18 protein-coding genes are annotated in these 20,488 nt (G+C 53.2%); 14 read left to right on the top strand and 4 right to left on the bottom strand.

The features are described from left to right. Positions 1–12 precede the first annotated feature (12 nt). A complete protein-coding gene (gene fruA, locus AC6I8X_RS13325) occupies positions 13–1,704 on the top strand; it encodes a PTS fructose transporter subunit IIBC (RefSeq protein ID WP_299445473.1) in 1,692 nt (563 codons plus the stop codon). A 63-nt stretch (positions 1,705–1,767) separates the two neighbouring features. Here the strand turns inward: fruA and nfo are convergent, their stop codons facing one another. After that, entirely contained in the window at positions 1,768–2,613 is an 846-nt protein-coding gene (gene nfo / locus AC6I8X_RS13320; RefSeq protein WP_313683565.1) for a deoxyribonuclease IV, read from the bottom strand. A 473-nt stretch (positions 2,614–3,086) separates the two neighbouring features. On the opposite strand from nfo, the gene AC6I8X_RS13315 reads away from it, so the two are divergent. From AC6I8X_RS13315 to AC6I8X_RS13290, 6 genes are all read left to right on the top strand, one after another. Beyond that, on the top strand, positions 3,087–3,494 hold the full coding sequence (locus tag AC6I8X_RS13315) for an S-adenosylmethionine decarboxylase family protein (protein WP_313683564.1): 408 nt from the start codon (positions 3,087–3,089) through the stop codon (positions 3,492–3,494). Between the two features lie 308 nt (positions 3,495–3,802). Further along, positions 3,803–4,669 carry a DNA-binding transcriptional regulator YeiE gene (yieE, locus tag AC6I8X_RS13310; protein WP_299445479.1) on the top strand — a complete coding sequence of 289 codons (867 nt, stop codon included), beginning with the start codon at positions 3,803–3,805 and terminating at the stop codon, positions 4,667–4,669. Between the two features lie 128 nt (positions 4,670–4,797). Continuing rightward, on the top strand, positions 4,798–6,264 hold the full coding sequence (locus AC6I8X_RS13305; RefSeq protein WP_313683563.1) for an amino acid permease: 1,467 nt from the start codon (positions 4,798–4,800) through the stop codon (positions 6,262–6,264). Between the two features lie 133 nt (positions 6,265–6,397). Next, on the top strand, positions 6,398–7,477 hold the full coding sequence (locus AC6I8X_RS13300; protein ID WP_084876057.1) for a FecCD family ABC transporter permease: 1,080 nt from the start codon (positions 6,398–6,400) through the stop codon (positions 7,475–7,477). After that, positions 7,477–8,265 carry an ABC transporter ATP-binding protein gene (locus AC6I8X_RS13295; RefSeq protein WP_084876056.1) on the top strand — a complete coding sequence of 263 codons (789 nt, stop codon included), beginning with the start codon at positions 7,477–7,479 and terminating at the stop codon, positions 8,263–8,265. The genes AC6I8X_RS13300 and AC6I8X_RS13295 overlap by 1 nt, the downstream gene beginning before the upstream one ends. Before the next feature lie 119 nt (positions 8,266–8,384). Then, a complete protein-coding gene (locus tag AC6I8X_RS13290) occupies positions 8,385–9,008 on the top strand; it encodes a hypothetical protein (protein WP_497839956.1) in 624 nt (207 codons plus the stop codon). A 43-nt stretch (positions 9,009–9,051) separates the two neighbouring features. Here AC6I8X_RS13290 and fghA read toward each other — a convergent pair whose 3' ends face one another. The 3 genes from fghA to ptrR all read right to left on the bottom strand — a co-directional run bounded on the left by fghA (position 9,052) and on the right by ptrR (position 12,137). Continuing rightward, complete coding sequence (gene fghA, locus AC6I8X_RS13285; protein ID WP_313683560.1) at positions 9,052–9,894, bottom strand: S-formylglutathione hydrolase; 843 nt, start codon at positions 9,892–9,894, stop codon at positions 9,052–9,054. A 12-nt stretch (positions 9,895–9,906) separates the two neighbouring features. Then, positions 9,907–11,031 carry an S-(hydroxymethyl)glutathione dehydrogenase/class III alcohol dehydrogenase gene (locus AC6I8X_RS13280; RefSeq protein ID WP_299445488.1) on the bottom strand — a complete coding sequence of 375 codons (1,125 nt, stop codon included), beginning with the start codon at positions 11,029–11,031 and terminating at the stop codon, positions 9,907–9,909. A 194-nt stretch (positions 11,032–11,225) separates the two neighbouring features. After that, positions 11,226–12,137, bottom strand: a complete 912-nt coding sequence (gene ptrR / locus AC6I8X_RS13275; RefSeq protein ID WP_299445490.1) for a putrescine utilization regulator PtrR — start codon at positions 12,135–12,137, stop codon at positions 11,226–11,228. A gap of 102 nt (positions 12,138–12,239) precedes the next feature. Between ptrR and AC6I8X_RS13270 the strand changes: the two genes are divergently transcribed. The 7 genes from AC6I8X_RS13270 (at position 12,240) to mglC (ending at position 20,478) form a co-directional block, all read left to right on the top strand. After that, positions 12,240–13,370, top strand: coding sequence for a YbfB/YjiJ family MFS transporter (locus AC6I8X_RS13270; protein ID WP_497839955.1), 1,131 nt, complete (start codon positions 12,240–12,242; stop codon positions 13,368–13,370). A 124-nt stretch (positions 13,371–13,494) separates the two neighbouring features. Next, positions 13,495–14,160, top strand: a complete 666-nt coding sequence (folE, locus tag AC6I8X_RS13265) for a GTP cyclohydrolase I FolE (protein WP_084876050.1) — start codon at positions 13,495–13,497, stop codon at positions 14,158–14,160. 53 nt (positions 14,161–14,213) lie between these two features. After that, positions 14,214–15,368 carry a DUF418 domain-containing protein YeiB gene (yeiB, locus tag AC6I8X_RS13260; protein ID WP_497839954.1) on the top strand — a complete coding sequence of 385 codons (1,155 nt, stop codon included), beginning with the start codon at positions 14,214–14,216 and terminating at the stop codon, positions 15,366–15,368. A gap of 146 nt (positions 15,369–15,514) precedes the next feature. Next, positions 15,515–16,555: an HTH-type transcriptional regulator GalS gene (gene galS, locus AC6I8X_RS13255; protein WP_299445497.1), complete on the top strand. Its 1,041-nt coding sequence runs from the start codon at positions 15,515–15,517 to the stop codon at positions 16,553–16,555. Between the two features lie 307 nt (positions 16,556–16,862). Continuing rightward, complete coding sequence (gene mglB, locus AC6I8X_RS13250; protein ID WP_299445499.1) at positions 16,863–17,858, top strand: galactose/glucose ABC transporter substrate-binding protein MglB; 996 nt, start codon at positions 16,863–16,865, stop codon at positions 17,856–17,858. Positions 17,859–17,928: 70 nt separating this feature from the next. Continuing rightward, on the top strand, positions 17,929–19,449 hold the full coding sequence (gene mglA / locus AC6I8X_RS13245) for a galactose/methyl galactoside ABC transporter ATP-binding protein MglA (protein ID WP_497839953.1): 1,521 nt from the start codon (positions 17,929–17,931) through the stop codon (positions 19,447–19,449). Between the two features lie 18 nt (positions 19,450–19,467). Continuing rightward, positions 19,468–20,478 (top strand): galactose/methyl galactoside ABC transporter permease MglC, encoded by a 1,011-nt coding sequence (mglC, locus tag AC6I8X_RS13240; RefSeq protein ID WP_313683555.1) that lies wholly within the window; start codon positions 19,468–19,470, stop codon positions 20,476–20,478. Positions 20,479–20,488: the final 10 nt, after the last annotated feature.

The raw sequence follows: 20,488 nt of genomic DNA, 5'->3' as shown, positions 1-20,488 counted from the left end.
AGGAGAGGTATAATGAAAACGCTGCTGATTAAAGATTCTTCCCTGGGCCTCGCCTCAGGACATTTAGCGATGGAAAGTCTGCGTGCTGTCGCGGCGCAGGCTGGTCTTACCCTTACCGAAAACGCCGCTGACGCCGATCTGGTGCTGGTGGCGGGTCACAACGCACCGCACGATGCGCAGCTGGCAGGCAAATCACTGGCGCTGGTTGATGTGCAGCAGCTGCTGCGCGATCCGCTGGCAACGATCAATCAGGCAAAAGCCAATGCTCAGACGGTGCAAAACGTGGCCGTTGCCGCACCGGCTGTGGCGCAGAGCAGCGGTCAGAAGCGCATCGTTGCAGTGACAGCCTGTCCGACCGGTGTTGCCCATACTTTTATGGCAGCTGAAGCGATTGAAGCCGAAGCCAAAAAACGTGGCTGGTGGGTGAAAGTGGAAACCCGCGGCTCAGTGGGTGCTGGCAACGCCATCACCCCGGAAGAAGTGGCGGCGGCTGATTTGGTGGTGGTAGCGGCAGATATCGACGTGGATCTGGCGAAATTCGCCGGTAAGCCGATGTATCGCACCTCAACCAGCCTGGCGCTGAAGAAAACCGCCCAGGAGCTGGATAAAGCACAGACTGAAGCCAAACCTTACCAGCCGAGTGGCGCGCGCGCTTCAGGTGGTCAGGAAGACAAACAAGAGAAAGCGGGCGCGTATCGTCACCTGCTGACCGGTGTGTCTTACATGCTGCCAATGGTGGTTGCGGGTGGTTTGAGCATCGCACTGTCGTTTGCGTTTGGTATCACCGCGTTTAAAGAGCCGGGTACCCTGGCGGCAGCATTGATGCAAATTGGTGGCGGCAGCGCGTTCGCCCTGATGGTGCCGGTGCTGGCAGGTTTTATCGCCTTCTCCATTGCAGACCGTCCCGGTCTGACCCCTGGCCTGATTGGCGGTATGATCGCTACCAGCATTAACGCCGGTTTCCTTGGCGGGATTATCGCGGGTTTTATTGCCGGTTACGCCGCGAAGATGCTCAGCAGCAAAGTGAAGCTGCCGCAGAGTATGGAGGCATTGAAGCCGATACTGATCATTCCGCTGGTTGCCAGCCTGATTACCGGCCTGCTGATGATCTATGTGGTGGGTAAACCGGTAGCGGGCATCATGAGCGGCCTGACTCACTGGCTGGCAAACATGGGTACGGCTAACGCGGTTCTGCTGGGTGCTATCCTCGGTGGCATGATGTGTACCGATATGGGTGGTCCGGTGAACAAAGTGGCTTATGCGTTTGGTGTTGGCCTGTTGAGTTCGCAGACCTACGCCCCGATGGCTGCAATTATGGCCGCCGGTATGGTTCCGCCGCTGGCCATGGGCCTGGCGACTATCGTGGCTCGTCGTAAGTTCAACAAAGGTCAGCAGGAAGGTGGCAAGGCAGCGCTGGTGCTGGGTCTGTGCTTCATTTCTGAAGGTGCGATTCCGTTTGCCGCCCGTGACCCGATGCGTGTACTGCCGTGCTGTATCATTGGTGGTGCGGTGACAGGTGCGATTTCAATGGCGATTGGTGCCAAACTGATGGCACCGCACGGTGGTCTGTTTGTGTTGTTGATTCCGGGAGCGATTACACCGGTGCTGGGTTACCTGATGTCCATCGTGATTGGTACTGCGGTGGCGGGCCTGGGCTACGCTATCCTGAAACGTCCGGAAGAAGAGCTGGCTAAAGCCGCCTGATAACGTTTATCGACGCCAACACCAGGCATAGCAAAGGGGCGGTCCACAAGGCCGCCCCTTTTTTTATCCCTGTTGCTCCGACTTCAGCCATGCAATCTCGTCTTTCCAGATATCCGGATTGATGGTTTCCAGGATCATTGGAATACCATCAAAGCGTGCATCTTTCATTAGCCAGCTAAACACCGTCTTGCCGATATTACCTTCGCCAAGGCTATGGTGACGGTCAACACGGCTGCCAAGCGTGCTCTTGGCATCATTCAGATGCATGCCGCGCAGATATTGAAATCCGACAATGCGTTCAAATTCATTAAAGGTCGCGACACAGGCATCTTCCGTGCGCAGGTCATAACCCCCGGCAAAGGCATGGCAGGTATCAATACAAACACCGACGCGTGATTTATCTTCCACATGCTCAATAATGGTGGCGAGATGTTCGAAGCGAAAACCGAGGTTGCTTCCCTGGCCTGCGGTGTTTTCGATCACTGCGGTGACATTGTGCGTCTTATCCAGCGCAATATTGATGGATTCTGCGATACGCTTCAGGCACGCCTGCTCATCAATTTGTTGCAGATGGCTACCCGGATGGAAATTTAGCAAGGTCAGGCCGAGCTGTTCGGCACGCTGCATTTCATCAATAAACGCCTCGCGGGATTTCTCCAGCGCTTCCATCACAGGATGGCCGAGATTAATCAGATAGCTGTCGTGCGGTAAAATCTGGCCCGGCGTAAATTTATAGGTTTCGCAGGCTGTCTTAAACGCATCAATCACCTCACCTGAAAGCGGCGCTGCCTTCCACTGGCGCTGATTCTTGGTGAACAGCGCGAACGCCGTGGCTTCCAGTTCGTGGGCACGGATCACTGCCTGGTCTACGCCGCCTGATGCACTGACATGTGCGCCGATATATTTCATGACATTCTCCTGCTATTAACCGCGAAATGTCCTGCGGCATGCCTGTTTTTCTGTTGTTTAAATAAGTTTAAAATCAACGCAATATTAATAAGTATCTCAGATATATCTTGTATGTGCAAAGCCCGGGTATTGCCCTGGATGACTCAGGGCATTAAAACGCCAAATCTGAGAAAAGAACAATGCCAGACATTGCATACTCTTATTATTTCAGGATGAGTGCCCGCTTAAAATGGAAACAGCTGAGGGGGTAAAGTGGACTCGGTTTATAATGATATGAGCAAGTTGATCAATCAGGTTTGAATGGTTAATAAAAACCATTCATTTGGGTGGAATTAATGTTTTTCATGATTCCGATCACAGATATTAGTATTTGACGATCTCATCTTAATTAAATTGGTTAGTATATTTACTAAGTTGTTTTTATGATTTTCAGATTCTGAGTTTATAAAATTGAAAGTAAATGGGGTTTTATTATGGAAGATAAGGTCTGTCATTATGTTTTGGATATTGTTATCAACGATGAGTGTTTCCTGCAAGATGAAGTGCAATTGCAAAAGTTTTTCTCAGAAGTCCTGAGCGTAACGGAACTTAACGTTATTGGCTATCTCTCACAAAAGTTCACGGCAGAAGGTGAGGGTGTAACCGGTTTGTTTTTACTCAGCGAATCTCATCTTTCTTACCATACTTACCCTAAAAGTCATTACATCAGTATTGATCTTTATACCTGCGGAAGCAGATGTTTATCTGCCCTGCGAGAAATCAAATTACGTCTGGATTCCGCCACAAAACTCCTGGTCCGTTGTATAGAACGTGGCAGCAATATTACGGGATATAACAATGCCAGCGTGTATATCATTCCGGAACCAGACAGTGCACATTGATCTGGGTTCAGAAGGTGGTGATATTGCCAGCAACGATAACTCGACGATTATTTATATCCAGACTTACTTGTGAGCTGGCAAAAAAACTCACCTCAATCAATGCGTCTACGCCATACCAGCATATTCCGCATCCCGCCATCGTCAGTACACCAATCAACACGCTACACCACATTGCGTCGTCAATCGGGATAAACGCTATTCCTGAGCAGGATTCGCCATATAATGACTAACGTAGCTGGTATAAAACTAAAATTGATAATACATTAATAATTAACCATGATTAGTGGTAAGCGATGTGAGGAGGACGCGTGCACATTACGCTGCGTCAGATTGAAGTTTTTACCGAAGTGCTGAAGAGTGGTTCCACGACTCAGGCTTCGCAGGTGTTGGCTCTGTCCCAGTCGGCGGTGAGTGCTGCGCTGGCGGACCTCGAGAGCCAGCTCGGTGTGCAATTGTTCGACCGCGTCGGCAAACGGCTGGTTTTGAACGAACATGGGCGCTTACTCTATCCGCGCGCGGTGGGGTTACTGGAACAGGCGGGTGAAATCGAACAATTGTTTAAAGAAGACAATGGTGCCATTCGTCTGTTCGCCAGCAGCACCATCGGCAACTATCTGCTGCCGGGGATGATCGCTGCTTATCGTCGCGATTTTCCTGCGCTGCCGCTGGAGCTGAGCGTCGGCAACAGTCAGGATGCCATTAATGCGGTGGCGGATTTCCGGGTCGATATTGGCCTGATTGAAGGGCCGTGCCATGTGCCGGAACTGATCAGCGAGCCATGGCTGGAGGATGAGCTGGTGGTGTTTGCCGCACCGGATGCCGCCATTCTGCAACAGCCGGTCACTCTGGAGAGTCTGGCCGCTGCGCCGTGGATCCTGCGTGAACGTGGCTCCGGTACGCGTGAAATCGTCGATTATCTGCTGTTGTCCCATCTGCCGCAGTTTCAACTGGGTATGGAGCTGGGCAACTCGGAGGCGATCAAACATGCGGTACGCCACGGTATGGGCATTAGCTGCCTGTCACGGCGGGTGATCGCCGATTTGCTGGAGGCAGGCACGCTGGTGGAAGTGGCGGTGCCACTGCCGCGTCTGACGCGCACTTTGTATCGCATCCACCATCGCCAGAAACATCTCTCCAAGGCGCTTAACCGCTTTTTAACCTACTGCCGCGAGTAAACACAAACGCAGCGGCTAATAATTTCGTGGCGATTATGAAGGTAACTAATAACCCGACGTGAATGCTATACAGAGCAGGCTTAGCTGCTACAATCGCGCCTTATTTTTATCCGGCATAGCGTTTACACATGCATAATGACTCAAAAACAACACAACAACCTGCGTTACGACGCGAATTAAAGGCACGTCATCTGACAATGATCGCCATTGGCGGATCGATTGGAACAGGCCTCTTTGTTGCCTCGGGCGCAACGATTTCACAGGCAGGCCCAGGTGGCGCACTGCTCTCTTACGCGTTGATTGGCCTGATGGTTTACTTCCTGATGACCAGCCTCGGCGAGCTGGCCGCATTTATGCCGGTGTCCGGCTCCTTCGCGACTTACGGCGCAAAATATGTTGAGGAAGGCTTCGGTTTCGCCCTCGGCTGGAACTACTGGTACAACTGGGCCGTCACCATTGCTGTTGACCTCGTCGCATCCCAGTTGGTGATGAACTACTGGTTCCCCGATACCCCAGGCTGGATCTGGAGCGCGCTGTTCCTCGGCCTGATGTTCCTGCTCAACTACATTTCCGTAAAAGGTTTCGGTGAAGCGGAATACTGGTTCTCCCTGATCAAGGTCGCCACCGTCATCATCTTTATCGTGGTGGGTGTGCTGATGATCGTTGGCATTATGCGCGGCGCGGAAAACGCAGGCTGGCACAACTGGACGGTAGGTGATGCGCCTTTCGCCGGCGGCTTTGCGGCGATGATTGGTGTCGCGATGATTGTCGGCTTCTCGTTCCAGGGTACTGAGCTGATTGGCATCGCTGCCGGTGAATCGGAAGATCCGGCGAAAAACATTCCGCGCGCTGTGCGTCAGGTGTTCTGGCGTATCCTGCTGTTTTATGTTTTTGCCATTCTGATTATCAGCCTGATTCTGCCTTACACCGATCCGAAACTGTTACATAACGATATTAAAGATATCAGCATCAGCCCGTTCACTCTGGTGTTCCAGAATGCCGGTCTGTTGTCGGCCGCAGCGGTAATGAACGCGGTTATCCTGACGGCGGTGCTGTCAGCCGGTAACTCCGGTATGTATGCTTCCACCCGTATGCTGTTTAACCTAGCAAGTGAAGGTAAAGCGCCGCGTATTTTCGCCAAACTGTCGAAAGGCGGTGTACCGCGCAATGCGTTAATCGCCACCACCGTGGTGGCTGGTCTGTGCTTCCTGACCTCCAAATTTGGCAACCAGGAAGTGTATCTGTGGCTGCTGAATACTTCAGGTATGACCGGTTTTATCGCCTGGCTGGGGATTGCCATCAGCCACTACCGTTTCCGTCGTGGTTACACCGCACAGGGGCATGATTTGGCAGATTTACCTTATCGCTCGGGCTTCTTCCCCATCGGACCGATTTTCGCCTTTGTGTTGTGTCTGATTATCACCCTCGGCCAGAACTACCAGGCCTTCCTTGCTGACCGTATCGACTGGTACGGCGTAGCGGCAACCTATATTGGTATTCCGCTATTTTTGGTGATTTGGTTGGGTTACAAACTGGTACGGGGTTCCCGCTTTGTGAAATACAGCGAAATGGAATTCCCGACGTTTAAAGAGTGATTGCAACATATTGAAAGACGCGGCAATGTCCGCGCTTTTTTTTGGCGTTTAGTAACACAGATAAAATTGATAATTATTATCACCTGCTCTATTGTGACTGCCGTTATGATTGTGACGAGAAACAGGTAAAACAATGCGTACCTCGGAAGCCGCGCTGGTGGCGGAAAACGGCAACGATGTCGATACCATGACGCACTATCATCAGGTGCTGCGTCAGCGGATGTTGCTGATCGGTGTTCTGGTGCTGGCAATACTGGCATCGTTAGTTCTTGATTTTACGCTCGGCCCGGCCGGGCTTTCCCTGCACACCCTGTGGCAGACCCTGACACAACCCGACAGCGTTGATGCGGGTACGCGGGTCATTGTCTGGGACATCCGCCTGCCTTATGCACTGATGGCAATTGTGGTGGGTTTCTCACTCGGCCTCGCCGGGGCAGAGATGCAAACCATCCTGAATAACCCGCTGGCGAGTCCCTTTACCCTCGGTGTCTCTTCCGCTGCGGCCTTTGGTGCGGCACTGGCGATTATTCTCGGTATTGGTATCCCGGGTGTGCCGGATCAGTGGTTTATTTCGGCCAATGCTTTTATCTTTGCGCTGTTTGCCGCGCTGATGCTGGACGGCGTGACGCGCTGGACACGGGTTTCCACCTCGGGCGTGGTGCTGTTTGGTATCGCGCTGGTGTTTACCTTTAATGCGCTGGTCTCCATGATGCAGTTCATCGCCAGTGAAGATACCCTGCAGGGGCTGGTGTTCTGGACCATGGGCAGCCTGGCGCGCGCCTCGTGGGAGAAACTTGGCGTGCTGACGGCAGCCTTTGCCATCCTGATTCCGTTCTCCATGCTCAGCAGCTGGAAACTGACGGCGCTGCGCCTGGGCGAAGACCGCGCGATCAGCTTTGGTATCGATGTGCGTCGCCTGCGTCTCGCCACCTTATTACGCATCAGCATTCTCTCGGCGCTGGCGGTTGCCTTCGTCGGGCCGATTGGTTTTATTGGCCTGGTGGCCCCGCATATTGCCCGTATGATGTTTGGTGAAGACCACCGTTATTATCTGCCAGCCAGTGCGCTGACCGGTGCGCTGGTACTGTCGTTGGCGTCAGTGGCATCGAAAAACCTGATTCCTGGCGTCATCATTCCGGTCGGTATCGTCACTTCGCTGGTTGGTGTGCCGTTCTTCCTGAGCATTATTCTGCGTCATCGGGGGAATGTGTAATGGAACAAGGATTAAGTCTCAGCCATTTTTACGCAGGCTATCCGAAGCGTAAAGTCATCGAGGACCTCAACGTTCCACAGCTGCCGCGTGGCAAGATCACCGTGCTGCTCGGGCCGAACGGTTGTGGCAAATCGACGCTGCTGCGTGCACTGGCAGGTTTGAGCAAAGGGCAGGGCGAGCTGTGGCTGAACGGTGAAGAGTTAATGACCCAGCCGTTTGCCCGTCGTGCGCAGCGTGTGGTGTACCTGCCACAAACGTTGCCTGCCGGGGTGCATCTGCATGTGCTGGAATCAATCATCGTGGCACAGCGCGCCTCAGGCGGTTTGCATAGTGCCGCCAGTGAGACGGAGATCATGCATCTGCTGGAGCAACTCGGTATTGCTCATTTGGCGATGCGCTATCTTGATCAGCTCTCCGGTGGACAGAAGCAGCTGGTGGGTTTGGCCCAGTCCCTGATTCGTCGTCCCGAGCTGTTGCTGCTGGATGAGCCACTCAGCGCGCTGGATCTCAATTACCAGTTCCACGTGATGGATCTGGTACGCCGTGAAACGCGGCTGCGTAATATCGTTACGGTGGTGGTGGTGCATGATATTAATATCGCCCTGCGTCATGCTGACCACGCCCTGATGCTGAAGAACGGGACTTTGCTGGCCGATGGCGCACCGGCGCAGGTCATCACCCCGGATACGCTGGCGCAGGTTTACGGTGTGCGTGGCCGTATCGAATGTTGCTCACAGGGAATGCCGCAGGTCATGATTGATGGCCTGGTGGCGGAGTCAATTATTTAGCCCTTTCATCACGGCGCGATCTATCGCGCCGCTTTCTTAATGATATTTTGTCGTACTAATCACTGATCGCCGGGCCAATCCAGGATAGAACCACGGGACACATTTTTTATGGAGAAAAAATGATGAAGATTCCCCGTGCGACGCTATCCGTTTGGACAGAGCGTCCTGCAACCCAGCCGGAAGTGATTTTTCAATGTACGGCAATGATCGAACAAATTAAAAATTCTCCGGTCGCTTTATTTGAGCAAGTCAGAGCGAACGATATCGTTTGTCAAAACCTTATATTTGACCCAGCGGGCGCGATGCTGATCAACCGCGATAACCCTATTAGTTCGGTGCGTGCGGTCAGGCAGGATATTCTTGATGCGGTAAAAATATTATTTGGCCGTAAGAAAATAAAACAGATAGAGACGAAAACGCTGATTGTCGCGCCGTATTACCATGTCAGCGCCACAGAGCGCATGGCACCGGGGGGAGAGGTGCGTTGTCGTGTGATGGTGGCAAATAATAGACCTGAACGCGAATCGATGGACTTTTGTTATTTTTATCGACCGCTAGTGAATTATGACACTTTACTTGCAGATAAAGCCGCGCATTTTTCTGCCGACACCATTGTGATTAAATCATTAAAGGCGATGAGCATCACCACCAATAAAGTCTTTAATGTTGAGGACGAAGAGGGAAGTTTCGCCTTGAAACATGATTTCGATACTCCCCACAGCTTCACACCACGCTTTTTATAAGCAAAAAAAGCCGCGAACGTTCGCGGCTTAGATTTATTTTGCCCTATACCAGCAAATGTTTCGCGTGAAAATGCAGATGGTCTTCCACAAAACTGGCGATAAAGAAGTAACTATGGTCGTATCCCGGCTGAATACGTAATTCCAGCGGGAATCCCTGCTCACGTGCCACAGCCTCCAGACGTTCCGGATGCAGCTGATCGGCAAGGAATTGATCGCTGTCGCCCTGGTCAATCAGGATTGGCAGCCGATGTTCCACCTCACGCATCAGCAGGCAGCTATCGTATTCACGCCAGCTGGCACGATCGTCACCGAGATAGGCGCTAAACGCTTTCTGCCCCCACGGCACCTCAGTTGGGTTGACGATTGGCGCAAAGGCGGAAGCCGAAGCAAAACGCCCGCCAAGACGCAACGCCAGCAGCAATGCGCCGTGGCCACCCATCGAATGGCCCATCACCGACTGTCGCTCACTCAGCTTGAAATTAGCAGCGACCAGCGCCGGTAACTCATGGCTGACATAATCAAACATGCGATAGTGTGCCGCCCACGGCTGCTGAGTGGCGTTGAGATAAAATCCTGCGCCCTGACCGAGATCGTAGCCGCTGTCGTTCGCCACATCGTCACCGCGCGGGCTGGTGTCTGGCATAATCAGCACCAGACCCAGTTCCGCCGCCACGCGTTGAGCGCCCGCTTTGGTGGTGAAGTTCTCATCGGTGCAGGTCAGCCCGGCGAAGAACCACACCACCGGCGGTGGTGTGTCGTCCCTGGGCGGTGGCAGAAAAATGCTGAAAGTCATCGGGCAATTGAGTACCGATGAAGCATGCCGCCAGCGCTGTTGCCAGCCGCCAAACATGCGATGCTCTTCAAGCAATTCCAGAGTGGATGCCATAACGCCTCCTGGTTATTTGTTGAAATGCACCACGGAACGGATGGATTTCCCTTCGTGCATCAACTCAAACGCTTCGTTGATATCTTCCAGCGGCATGGTATGGGTAATGAAATCATTGAGCGCGAATTTACCGTCGAGGTAATCCTGCACAATGCCCGGCAGCTGCGAACGGCCTTTTACGCCGCCAAATGCAGAGCCACGCCACACACGACCAGTAACCAGCTGGAACGGACGGGTGGAGATTTCCTGACCGGCACCGGCGACGCCGATAATCACCGACTCACCCCAACCCTTGTGGCAGCACTCCAGCGCGGAACGCATCACGTTAACGTTACCGATACATTCAAACGAGTAATCCACACCGCCATCAGTCAGTTCAACGATCACGTCCTGAATCGGCTTCTCATAATCTTTTGGATTAATCAGATCGGTTGCGCCCAGTTTGCGCGCGAGGTCGAATTTGCTGGTGTTGATGTCGATACCGATAATGCGACCAGCTTTCGCCATTTTCGCACCGATAATCGCGGACAGGCCGATACCACCGAGACCGAAAATGGCCACGGTATCGCCTTCTTTCACTTTGGCCGTGTTCATTACTGCGCCCATACCGGTAGTCACGCCACAACCCAGCAGGCAAACTTCTTCCAGCGGGGCTTCTTTACTGATTTTCGCCAGTGAAATCTCCGGAACCACGGTGTATTCAGAGAACGTCGAGGTGCCCATATAGTGGAAAATCGGCTGACCGTCTTTGAAGAAACGCGTGGTGCCATCCGGCATCAACCCTTTGCCCTGCGTGGCGCGGATCGCCTGACACAGGTTGGTTTTGCCTGACAGACAGAACTTACATTTGCCGCATTCCGGGGTATATAACGGGATCACGTGGTCACCGACTTCCACGCTGGTTACGCCTTCACCCACCGCTTCCACGATGCCGCCGCCTTCATGACCAAGAATCGCCGGGAACACGCCTTCCGGATCGGCACCCGACAGGGTATACGCATCGGTATGGCATACACCGGTCGCCACGATGCGTACCAGCACTTCGCCTTTCTGTGGTGGCATCAGGTCCACTTCTTCGATTTTCAGTGGTTCGCCAGCTGCCCAGGCAACGGCGGCACGGGTTTTAATCATGTTCATGCAATTCCTCTTCCTGTAGAGTCGGGCCAGGCGGCCCGTTGGTCGTGATTACCCGTCATACTTCAAATTGCAGGCGCGTTAGCTGCGCTTATTCATCCCCGTCACCTACCTGAGTAAGCTCCTGGGGATTCACTCGCTTGCCGCCTTCCTGCAATTCGAATTATTTAGGGTAAAACAGTTAATAAATGACAAATTTACTCGGTCGCATGCAGCGGATGCATCAGTTCATCGTTGAGCGGCCGGTCATCAAATAATTCAATAATCAAATACTTCAATGCTTCGACATTGGGGGTGAACGCATCCCGACGCCACATCAGCCAGGTCGCGGTGTCGCGGTACGCCGGGGGGAGCGCATGTTCCTGCACCCGAACTTTGCCCGGCATCTGATTCAGCACCGATGCCGGGATCATTGCCACGCCCGCACCGCCTGCAACGCAGGCCATCATGGCGTGATAAGACTGGATTTCCATCACGTTATCCGGCGCGGTCTGGCTGTCGCGATACCAGGATTCCAGTTTGACGCGATACGAACAGCTGTTACGAAAGGCGAACAACGTATCGCCCTGAGTATCACGCGCATTGATGATCGGCTTATGTTCAAGGCTGGTGATTAACACCATTTCTTCGCGAAAAGCGATACAGCCGTTGAGATCATCATGGGTCACCGGACCATCAACCAGCGCGGCTGCCAGCGTGCCTTCGCGCACTTTATCGATGATCTCGCCCGAAGTGCCGGTGATCAGCGACAGCGCTACCGAGGGAAAACGCTGGTGATATGCCGCCAGCAAGCCCGGCAGGCGCGTTGCTGCGGTGCTTTCCATTGAACCGAGCGCAAAGTTGCCACCGGGTTCACCGGCGCGTGCCATACTCAGCGCTTCATCGCTCAACGCCAGAATACGCTGGGCGTAGTTGAGAAAGTTATGGCCCATCGGTGACAGGCGAATGCGTTGCTTCTCGCGGATAAACAGGTCCACGCCCAACTCTTCTTCCAGCTGGCGCAGACGGGTGGTGAGGTTCGAGGGAACCCGATGCAGCTGTTCCGCCGCACGAACCAGCGAGCCGGTTTCAGCCACAGAACAGAACATGCGTAGTTGGACCAGATCCATATTCTCTTCTCGTAAACAACTTGGTTAGTATTATTCACTTTTCGTGAGTTTAAACATCGCGCATGCTTGAAGCAAGTGATAAAACAATATCAGGGGTTAGTTATGGCGTTTCGCGTCGCGCTCAGTGCATTCTTAAGTTTAGTGGTTGCGATGGGGATTGGGCGGTTTGCTTTTACGCCGCAGGTCCCATTAATGATTCAGGACCATCAGTTGACGCTGACCAGTGCCAGCCTGGTGGCGGCACTGAATTATCTGGGGTATTTGTGCGGCTCCTTTGATGCTATGCGGGCACGTACGCGCGTCGAATGGCGCTTGCAGCTGGGAGTATGGGGCGCGGTGGTGCTGACGTTGCTCTCCGCCTGTGTCTCCGGCCCATGGTTGCATGGTCTGATTCGTTTTCTTATCGGTTGTGCCAGCGGCTGGGCGATGGTACTGGTGGCGGCATGGAGTAATGAACAACTGCTGCATCATGGACGCCCGGGATTGTCAGCGGCGGTGTTTGCCGGACCGGGCACCGGGATCTTCCTCAGCGGGATACTGGCGGTGTTGTTGCATGCCACCGGTGCCAGTGCCGCGCTGGCGTGGGGGGCGTATGGTTTGCTGGCGTTGCTGCTGATTGCGGCCATCGCCCGTTTTCTGCCGCGCCAGGGCCAGCTGCATCGGCCCGATCAGGCCCCAGCGCCGCTGGTGTTGAATGGTAACCTGAAGCGATTGGTACTGAGTTACAGCCTGGCCGGGTTTGGTTACATTCTGCCCGCAACCTTCCTGTCGCAAATGGCGGCAGCCCGTTTCCCGCATAGTGCCTTCGCCCAGTTTGTCTGGCCGGTGTTTGGCGGTGCGGCGGTCATCGGCATCCTCCTTGGCATCATGACCCGCCACTGGGGCAGTAGTCATGTCCGGCTGGCGCTGGTGTTGTGGGCGCAGGCGCTGGGTGTGATCGCCGCAAGCGTGCTGCCGGGGCTGAATGGTTTGATGATCGGGGCTGTGCTGATCGGTGGTGGTTTCCTGTGCGTGGTACAACTGACGTTGCAATATGGCCGTGAGCTGGCTCCGCAGCATACGCGTTATCTGGCCGGGCTGCTGACCACGGGCTATGCCGTTGGACAACTCGGCGGGCCATTGCTGTCGTGGGGCTCGTCTCTGCTGTGGCATCAGCTGGAACCGGCCTTATGGGTTGCCGGAGCCGGTTTACTGCTGGCGGGCGCGCTGGTGTTGCGTCGTAGCGCTCCATGAAAAGCTTTCATCTCCAATCAGATTGATTGCTGGATTAAGGGCGCGGAGTGTTTCACAATACGCGCTCAGAAATTCCCCCGCAGGCACCGACCTGCGGGCGCATCACCTGCCGGAGAAGATTACGATGAGCACCTTAAGTCAGGAAGCCGCCCTGGTTCATGAAGCGCTGCTGGCGCGTGGCCTGGAAACGCCGTTACGCGCCCCGGTGCGTGAAATGGACGATGAAACCCGCAAACGTCAGATCGCCGGTCACATGACCGAAATCATGCAGTTGCTGAATCTTGACCTGGAAGATGACAGCCTGATGGAGACCCCTCATCGCATCGCTAAGATGTATGTGGATGAAATTTTTTCAGGTCTCGACTACGCCAACTTCCCCAAAATCACCGTTATCGAAAACAAGATGAAGGTTGATGAAATGGTGACGGTACGTGATATCACCCTGACCAGCACCTGCGAACATCACTTCGTTATCATCGATGGTAAAGCTACCGTGGCTTACATCCCGAAAGATAAAGTGATTGGCTTGTCGAAAATCAACCGCATCGTGCAGTTCTTTGCCCAGCGTCCGCAGGTGCAGGAGCGTCTGACACAGCAGGTGCTGATTGCGTTGCAGACGCTGCTTGGCACCAACAATGTGGCAGTGTCGATTGATGCGGTGCATTACTGTGTCAAAGCGCGCGGTGTGAAAGATGCCACCAGCGCCACCACGACCACTTCATTAGGTGGCCTGTTTAAATCCAGCCAGAATACCCGTCAGGAGTTTCTGCGCGCGGTACGTCATAACTAAGACTGTTTGGGCGGCGTTTGCCGCCCGTTTTCATTTTTCCCTCAGGACACCCGATGCAACGCTATCTCGCGCTGGATTTCATTCGTGGTTGCGCCATTCTCGGCATTCTGCTGTTAAACATTGTTGGCTTCGGCTTGCCATCGGCGGCGTATCTCAATCCGGCATGGCAGGGCGAGATTTCGCTGTCTGACGCCTGGACCTGGGCGGTGATGGACGGTCTGGCGCAACTCAAATTCCTCACGCTGTTCGCGTTACTGTTTGGTGCCGGGCTGCATATGCAGATTCCGCGCGGCAGCCGCTGGATTTCGGCGCGCCTGTCGTTGCTGGTGCTGCTGGGTTTGATCCATGCGCTGTTTTTCTGGGAAGGGGATATTTTGCTGGATTACGGCCTGATTGGGCTGGTTATCTGGCGGATGTTACGTGAAGTGCCCTCGAACCGCGCATTATTACAAACCGGCGCGCTACTGTATCTGGTGGGGTGCGGCGTGCTGCTGGTGTTTGGTGCGATTTCCTCGCCGCAACCCAGCCGCTCCTGGTTGCCGGGTGTGGCCGATCTCCAGTATGAACGCTACTGGAAGCTATTGGGGGGCTGGGAAGCGGTGCAGAACCGCCTTGATCATCTTTCTTCCAGCCTGATGGCGCTGGCCTCGCAATATGGCTGGCAGCTGGCGGGCCTGATGCTGATTGGTGCTGCGTTGATGCGTACCGGCTGGTTGAGCGGGCAATTCAGCGTGCAGCATTATCGCCGCGCGGCTGTGATATTGCTGAGCGTGGGCTGGCTGATCGCCATTCCAGGTATCATCGGACAGTGGCATCTTGGCTGGGATTTCATCTGGAGCGGATTTTATTTGCAGGTACCGCGTGATGTTGCCAGCCCGTTTCTCAGCCTCGGTTATGCCGCGCTGTGCCTCGGCTTTTGGCCACAGATTGCCGCAACGCGTATCAGTTTCGCCATTCAGTGCGTCGGGCGGATGGCGTTGAGTAACTACCTGCTGCAAACGCTGATCTGCACCACGCTGTTTTATCGTTTCGGGCTGTTTATGAAGTATGACCGCCTGCAATTGCTGGCCTTTGTTCCCCCTGTGTGGCTGGTTAACATCCTGTTTTCCGTGCTGTGGCTGCGCCGGTTCCGCCAGGGACCCATGGAGTGGTTATGGCGCAAACTGACGGCATTAGCGGCGGGTAAATCGCGTAACGCGATCCGGTAAGATAATGACGGCCATCACAAAGGTTGCAGAATTGTATGTAACCGTTTTCATTCGTGTGACGTAATTCACGCTGCATCCCCAGAGGCCCTGACAGAATAGCGCCGTTACGCGCACCAGGCGCATTTTCTCCTCTGTGGAACAGCTGCATGATAACGATTCGTGATGTCGCCCGTCAGGCCGGCGTGTCGGTAGCCACCGTCTCGCGTGTGCTCAATAACAGCAGTGCCGTTACCGCGGATACCCGCGAAGCCGTACTCCAGGCGGTGGATACGCTGGGTTACCGGCCTAATGCCAATGCTCAGGCGCTGGCAACTCAGGTCAGCGACACCATCGGCGTTGTCGTCATGGATGTCTCCGACCCCTTTTTTGGTGCGCTGGTGAAATCGGTAGATACCGTCGCTCAGCGCATGCAAAAACATGTGTTGATCAGCAACTCCTGGCATCTGGAAGAGAAAGAACGTCATGCCATTGAGGTGCTGATCCGCCAGCGTTGCAACGCGCTGGTGGTGCACGCGAAAACGCTTTCAGACGCCGAACTGGCGCATTTCCTCGAACAGGTTCCTGGTATGGTACTGATAAATCGTACTATTCCGGGTTTTGAACACCGTTGTGTCTGTCTCGATAACGTGACCGGTGCGCTGGTTGCTACGCGCATGTTGTTACAACAGGGGCATCAACGCATTGGTTTTCTCAGCTCCAGTCACCCGATTGAAGATGTGGCCCAGCGACGTGAAGGCTGGCTGCAGGCCCTGGCAGAGCAGGGGATCCGTCCACCGGAAAGCTGGGTCGCCCAGGCCGAGCCGGATATGCAGGGCGGTGAGGCGGCAATGGTAGAGTTACTGGGACGTAACCAACATTTAACCGCCGTATTTTCCTACAACGATGGTATGGCCGCAGGCGCGCTCACTGCATTGAAAGATAATGGCATTCAGGTACCACAGCATTTCTCCGTCATCGGTTTTGATGACATTCCCATCTCACGTTATACCGATCCACAGTTAACGACTGTGCGTTATCCCATTGTTTCTATGGCGAAACTGGCCACTGAGCTGGCGCTGAAAGGTGCCGCCGGGGAACTGGATCCGCATGCGACCCATTGCTTTATGCCGACGCTGGTACGCCGCCATTCGGTGGCCCAGCGGCAAAATGTGGAGTCTGTCACTAATTCAGGCGATGGGGCTGTGTAACCGTTTTCAATCTGTGATTGTATTCACAGTTAATTAACATGCCGATCACTATGATGGCAGCGTCTTACCGGACTGAAACATTATGTAACGCCGGGTTTTCCTTCCCCGACATGGTTTCAGCAGCCGATTGAAATGGTTCACAACATTCTTCAGGAAGCGGTTACGCACAGGGAAGTCAGGAAAACGGTGGTGGTTTGGCTTTGAGCTTGATGCATCCGCCCCACCAGAGAGTTTCAACCGACTGCGCTGTCTGCCACAGAGCAGCATGGCGCGATGAAATACCCTGCATAAAAAAACCGGAGATACCATGAATAAGAAGGTTTTCACGCTCACAGCACTGGTTGCCAGCATGATGTTTGGTGCGACTGCTCACGCCGCAGATGCACGCATTGGCGTCACCATTTACAAATATGACGACAACTTTATGTCCATGGTGCGTAAGGACATTGAGAGTGAAGCGAAGAAAATTGGTGGCGTACAGCTGCTGATGAATGACTCGCAGAATGACCAGTCAAAACAGAACGATCAGATTGACGTGCTGATGGCTAAAGGCGTGAAAGCGCTGGCGATCAACCTGGTAGATCCGGCTGCTGCCGCAGTGGTCATTGATAAAGCAAAAGCCAATGATGTGCCGGTGGTGTTCTTCAACAAAGAACCGAACGCCAAAGTGCTGGCCAGCTATGACAAAGCCTACTACGTGGGTACCGACTCTAAAGAGTCCGGTGTTATCCAGGGCAAACTGATTGAGAAACACTGGAAAGCTACCCCGGCATGGGATCTGAACAAAGACGGCGAAATTCAGTATGTCCTGCTGAAAGGTGAACCGGGCCATCCGGATGCTGAAGCCCGTACGAAATACGTTATCGATACCCTGAACAAAGACGGCATCAAAACGCAGCAGTTAGCGATGGATACCGCGATGTGGGATACCGCACAGGCGAAAGACAAAATGGACGCCTGGCTGTCAGGCCCGAATGCGAAGAAAATCGAAGTGGTTATCGCCAACAACGACGCCATGGCAATGGGTGCGGTAGAAGCACTGAAAGCGCATAACATGACCTCTATCCCGGTGTTCGGTGTTGATGCCCTGCCAGAAGCGCTGGCGCTGATCAAATCTGGCGCACTGGCTGGTACCGTGCTGAACGATGCGGAAAACCAGGCAAAAGCGACGCTGGATATGGCGAAAAACCTGGCTGATGGTAAGCCAGCAACCGAAGGCACTAACTTCAAGATGGTTGATAAGATCGTTCGCGTTCCTTATGTACCGGTAGATAAAGATAATCTGTCTCAGTTTGTGAAGTAATCCGTCCCGGGCGCGGCATTACGCCGCGCCTTATTGCATCTGACCAACGCTTTTTTTAGCCAGGTAAATTATGGCCAGTGATAATCCGACCACACAGCGTGAATATCTGCTGGAGATGACGAATGTCTCGAAATCATTTCCAGGGGTTAAAGCCTTAGATAATGTGAATTTAAAAGTGCGGCCTCACTCGGTTCACGCATTGATGGGTGAAAACGGAGCCGGCAAATCCACATTATTAAAATGTCTGTTTGGGATTTATAAAAAGGATACGGGGAGCATCCTGTTTCAGGGTGAAGAAATTGATTATAAAAGTTCCAAAGAAGCGCTGGAAAATGGCGTATCGATGGTGCATCAGGAATTAAACCTGGTTCTGCAACGCAGCGTGATGGATAACATGTGGCTTGGCCGCTATCCACGCAAAGGCGTATTTGTCGATCAGGATAAAATGTATCGCGATACTAAAGCGATCTTTGACGAGCTGGATATTGATATTGATCCGCGCGATAAGGTTGCCAATCTGTCTGTTTCGCAGATGCAGATGATTGAAATCGCCAAAGCTTTTTCCTATGACGCCAAAATCGTTATTATGGATGAGCCAACGTCGTCGCTGACGGAAAAAGAGGTTAATCATCTTTTTACTATTATTCGTAAGTTGAAAGATCGTGGCTGCGGTATTGTGTATATCTCGCATAAGATGGAAGAAATTTTCCAGCTGTGTGATGAGATCACCATCCTGCGCGATGGACAATGGATTACTACCCAGCCGCTGGAAGGGCTGGATATGGATAAGATCATCGCCATGATGGTTGGCCGTTCCCTCAACCAGCGCTTCCCGGACAAAATTAACGTACCGGGTGAAGTGATTCTGGAAGTGCGTCATTTGACGTCGCTGCGCCAGCCGTCGATTCGCGATATCTCGTTTGATCTGCATAAAGGTGAAATTCTTGGCATTGCCGGGCTGGTGGGGGCTAAGCGTACTGATATCGTCGAGACCCTGTTTGGTATTCGCGAGAAATCAGGCGGCACCATTAAGCTGCATGGCAAAGCGATTAATAACCACAGTGCGAACGAAGCGATTAACCACGGTTTTGCCCTGGTAACGGAAGAACGGCGTTCCACCGGTATTTATGCTTACCTCGATATTGGTTTTAACTCACTTATTTCCAATATCAGAAAGTATAAAAACAATATGGGACTGCTGGACAATAAACGGATGAAAAGCGATACCCAATGGGTGATTGATGCGATGCGGGTGAAAACTCCGGGCCATCATACACAAATTGGATCGCTCTCTGGCGGTAACCAGCAAAAGGTGATTATTGGCCGCTGGTTATTAACTCAGCCGGAAATTCTGATGCTGGATGAACCGACTCGTGGTATTGACGTCGGGGCAAAATTCGAAATTTACCAGCTGATTGCCGAGCTGGCGAAGAAAGAGAAAGGCATCATTATTATCTCTTCTGAAATGCCAGAACTGTTGGGCATTACCGATCGCATTCTGGTGATGAGTAATGGACAGGTAGCGGGCATTGTTGATACTAAAACGACCTCGCAGAATGAAATCCTGCGTTTAGCGTCATTACACCTTTAATGAAGCAAGGGCTTTAACATGAAAGCGACTACTAAAAAGAATGCGCTAACCTGGTTAAAAGAGGGCGGCATTTATGTTGTCCTGTTGGTACTGCTGGCTATTATTATTTTCCAGGACCCGACATTTTTAAGTTTAATGAACCTGAGTAATATTCTGACCCAGTCATCAGTGCGTATTATTATCGCACTCGGTGTGGCCGGGTTAATTGTTACCCAGGGTACTGACCTGTCGGCCGGGCGTCAGGTGGGTCTGGCGGCGGTGGTGGCGGCAACCTTGTTGCAGGCCATGGATAACGCCAACAAAGTCTTCCCGCATCTGGATACTGTGCCGATTCCGCTGGTGATTCTGACGGTGTGCATCATTGGTGGCATCATCGGTCTGGTGAACGGCGTGATCATCGCCTATCTGAAAGTCACCCCATTTATCACCACCCTGGGTACCATGATTATCGTTTACGGCATTAACTCGCTGTACTACGACTACGTGGGCGCATCACCGATTGCAGGTTTTGATGCTGGCTTCTCGAAATTTGCCCAGGGCTTCTTCCGCTTTGGTGATTTCAAACTGTCGTACATTACCTTCTACGCGATTATCGCCATCATCTTCGTCTGGATCCTGTGGAATAAAACGCGCTTCGGTAAAAACATCTTTGCTATCGGGGGTAACCCGGAAGCAGCGAAAGTCTCCGGTGTTAACGTGCCGCTGAACCTGATTCTGGTGTATGCACTGTCCGGGGTGTTCTATGCCTTCGGTGGGATGCTGGAAGCGGGGCGTATCGGCAGTGCGACCAACAACCTCGGCTTTATGTATGAACTGGATGCGATTGCTGCTTGCGTGGTTGGCGGTGTCTCCTTCGCCGGTGGTGTGGGTACGGTCGCAGGCGTGGTGACCGGTGTGATCATCTTCACCGTCATTAACTACGGTCTGACCTATATCGGCGTGAACCCTTACTGGCAGTACATCATCAAGGGCGGCATCATCATCTTCGCCGTGGCGCTGGACTCGCTGAAATACGCCCGTAAGAAATAATAACATTCCG

The sequence above is a fragment of the Pantoea sp. X-Soil-TKNS-1280 genome (assembly GCF_059730475.1).
This window is presented reverse-complemented; position numbering and strand designations above follow the sequence as displayed.

Excerpts from the sequence above, each read along its gene's own strand:
- fruA (WP_299445473.1), top strand. The coding sequence starts at position 13 with ATGAAAACGCTGCTGATTAAAGATTCTTCCCTGGGCCTCGCCTCAGGA.
- nfo (WP_313683565.1), bottom strand. The coding sequence starts at position 2,613 with ATGAAATATATCGGCGCACATGTCAGTGCATCAGGCGGCGTAGACCAG.
- AC6I8X_RS13315 (WP_313683564.1), top strand. The coding sequence starts at position 3,087 with ATGGAAGATAAGGTCTGTCATTATGTTTTGGATATTGTTATCAACGAT.
- AC6I8X_RS13305 (WP_313683563.1), top strand. The coding sequence starts at position 4,798 with ATGCATAATGACTCAAAAACAACACAACAACCTGCGTTACGACGCGAA.
- AC6I8X_RS13300 (WP_084876057.1), top strand. The coding sequence starts at position 6,398 with ATGCGTACCTCGGAAGCCGCGCTGGTGGCGGAAAACGGCAACGATGTC.
- AC6I8X_RS13295 (WP_084876056.1), top strand. The coding sequence starts at position 7,477 with ATGGAACAAGGATTAAGTCTCAGCCATTTTTACGCAGGCTATCCGAAG.
- AC6I8X_RS13290 (WP_497839956.1), top strand. The coding sequence starts at position 8,385 with ATGATGAAGATTCCCCGTGCGACGCTATCCGTTTGGACAGAGCGTCCT.
- fghA (WP_313683560.1), bottom strand. The coding sequence starts at position 9,894 with ATGGCATCCACTCTGGAATTGCTTGAAGAGCATCGCATGTTTGGCGGC.
- AC6I8X_RS13280 (WP_299445488.1), bottom strand. The coding sequence starts at position 11,031 with ATGAACATGATTAAAACCCGTGCCGCCGTTGCCTGGGCAGCTGGCGAA.
- ptrR (WP_299445490.1), bottom strand. The coding sequence starts at position 12,137 with ATGGATCTGGTCCAACTACGCATGTTCTGTTCTGTGGCTGAAACCGGC.
- AC6I8X_RS13270 (WP_497839955.1), top strand. The coding sequence starts at position 12,240 with ATGGCGTTTCGCGTCGCGCTCAGTGCATTCTTAAGTTTAGTGGTTGCG.
- folE (WP_084876050.1), top strand. The coding sequence starts at position 13,495 with ATGAGCACCTTAAGTCAGGAAGCCGCCCTGGTTCATGAAGCGCTGCTG.
- yeiB (WP_497839954.1), top strand. The coding sequence starts at position 14,214 with ATGCAACGCTATCTCGCGCTGGATTTCATTCGTGGTTGCGCCATTCTC.
- galS (WP_299445497.1), top strand. The coding sequence starts at position 15,515 with ATGATAACGATTCGTGATGTCGCCCGTCAGGCCGGCGTGTCGGTAGCC.
- mglB (WP_299445499.1), top strand. The coding sequence starts at position 16,863 with ATGAATAAGAAGGTTTTCACGCTCACAGCACTGGTTGCCAGCATGATG.
- mglA (WP_497839953.1), top strand. The coding sequence starts at position 17,929 with ATGGCCAGTGATAATCCGACCACACAGCGTGAATATCTGCTGGAGATG.
- mglC (WP_313683555.1), top strand. The coding sequence starts at position 19,468 with ATGAAAGCGACTACTAAAAAGAATGCGCTAACCTGGTTAAAAGAGGGC.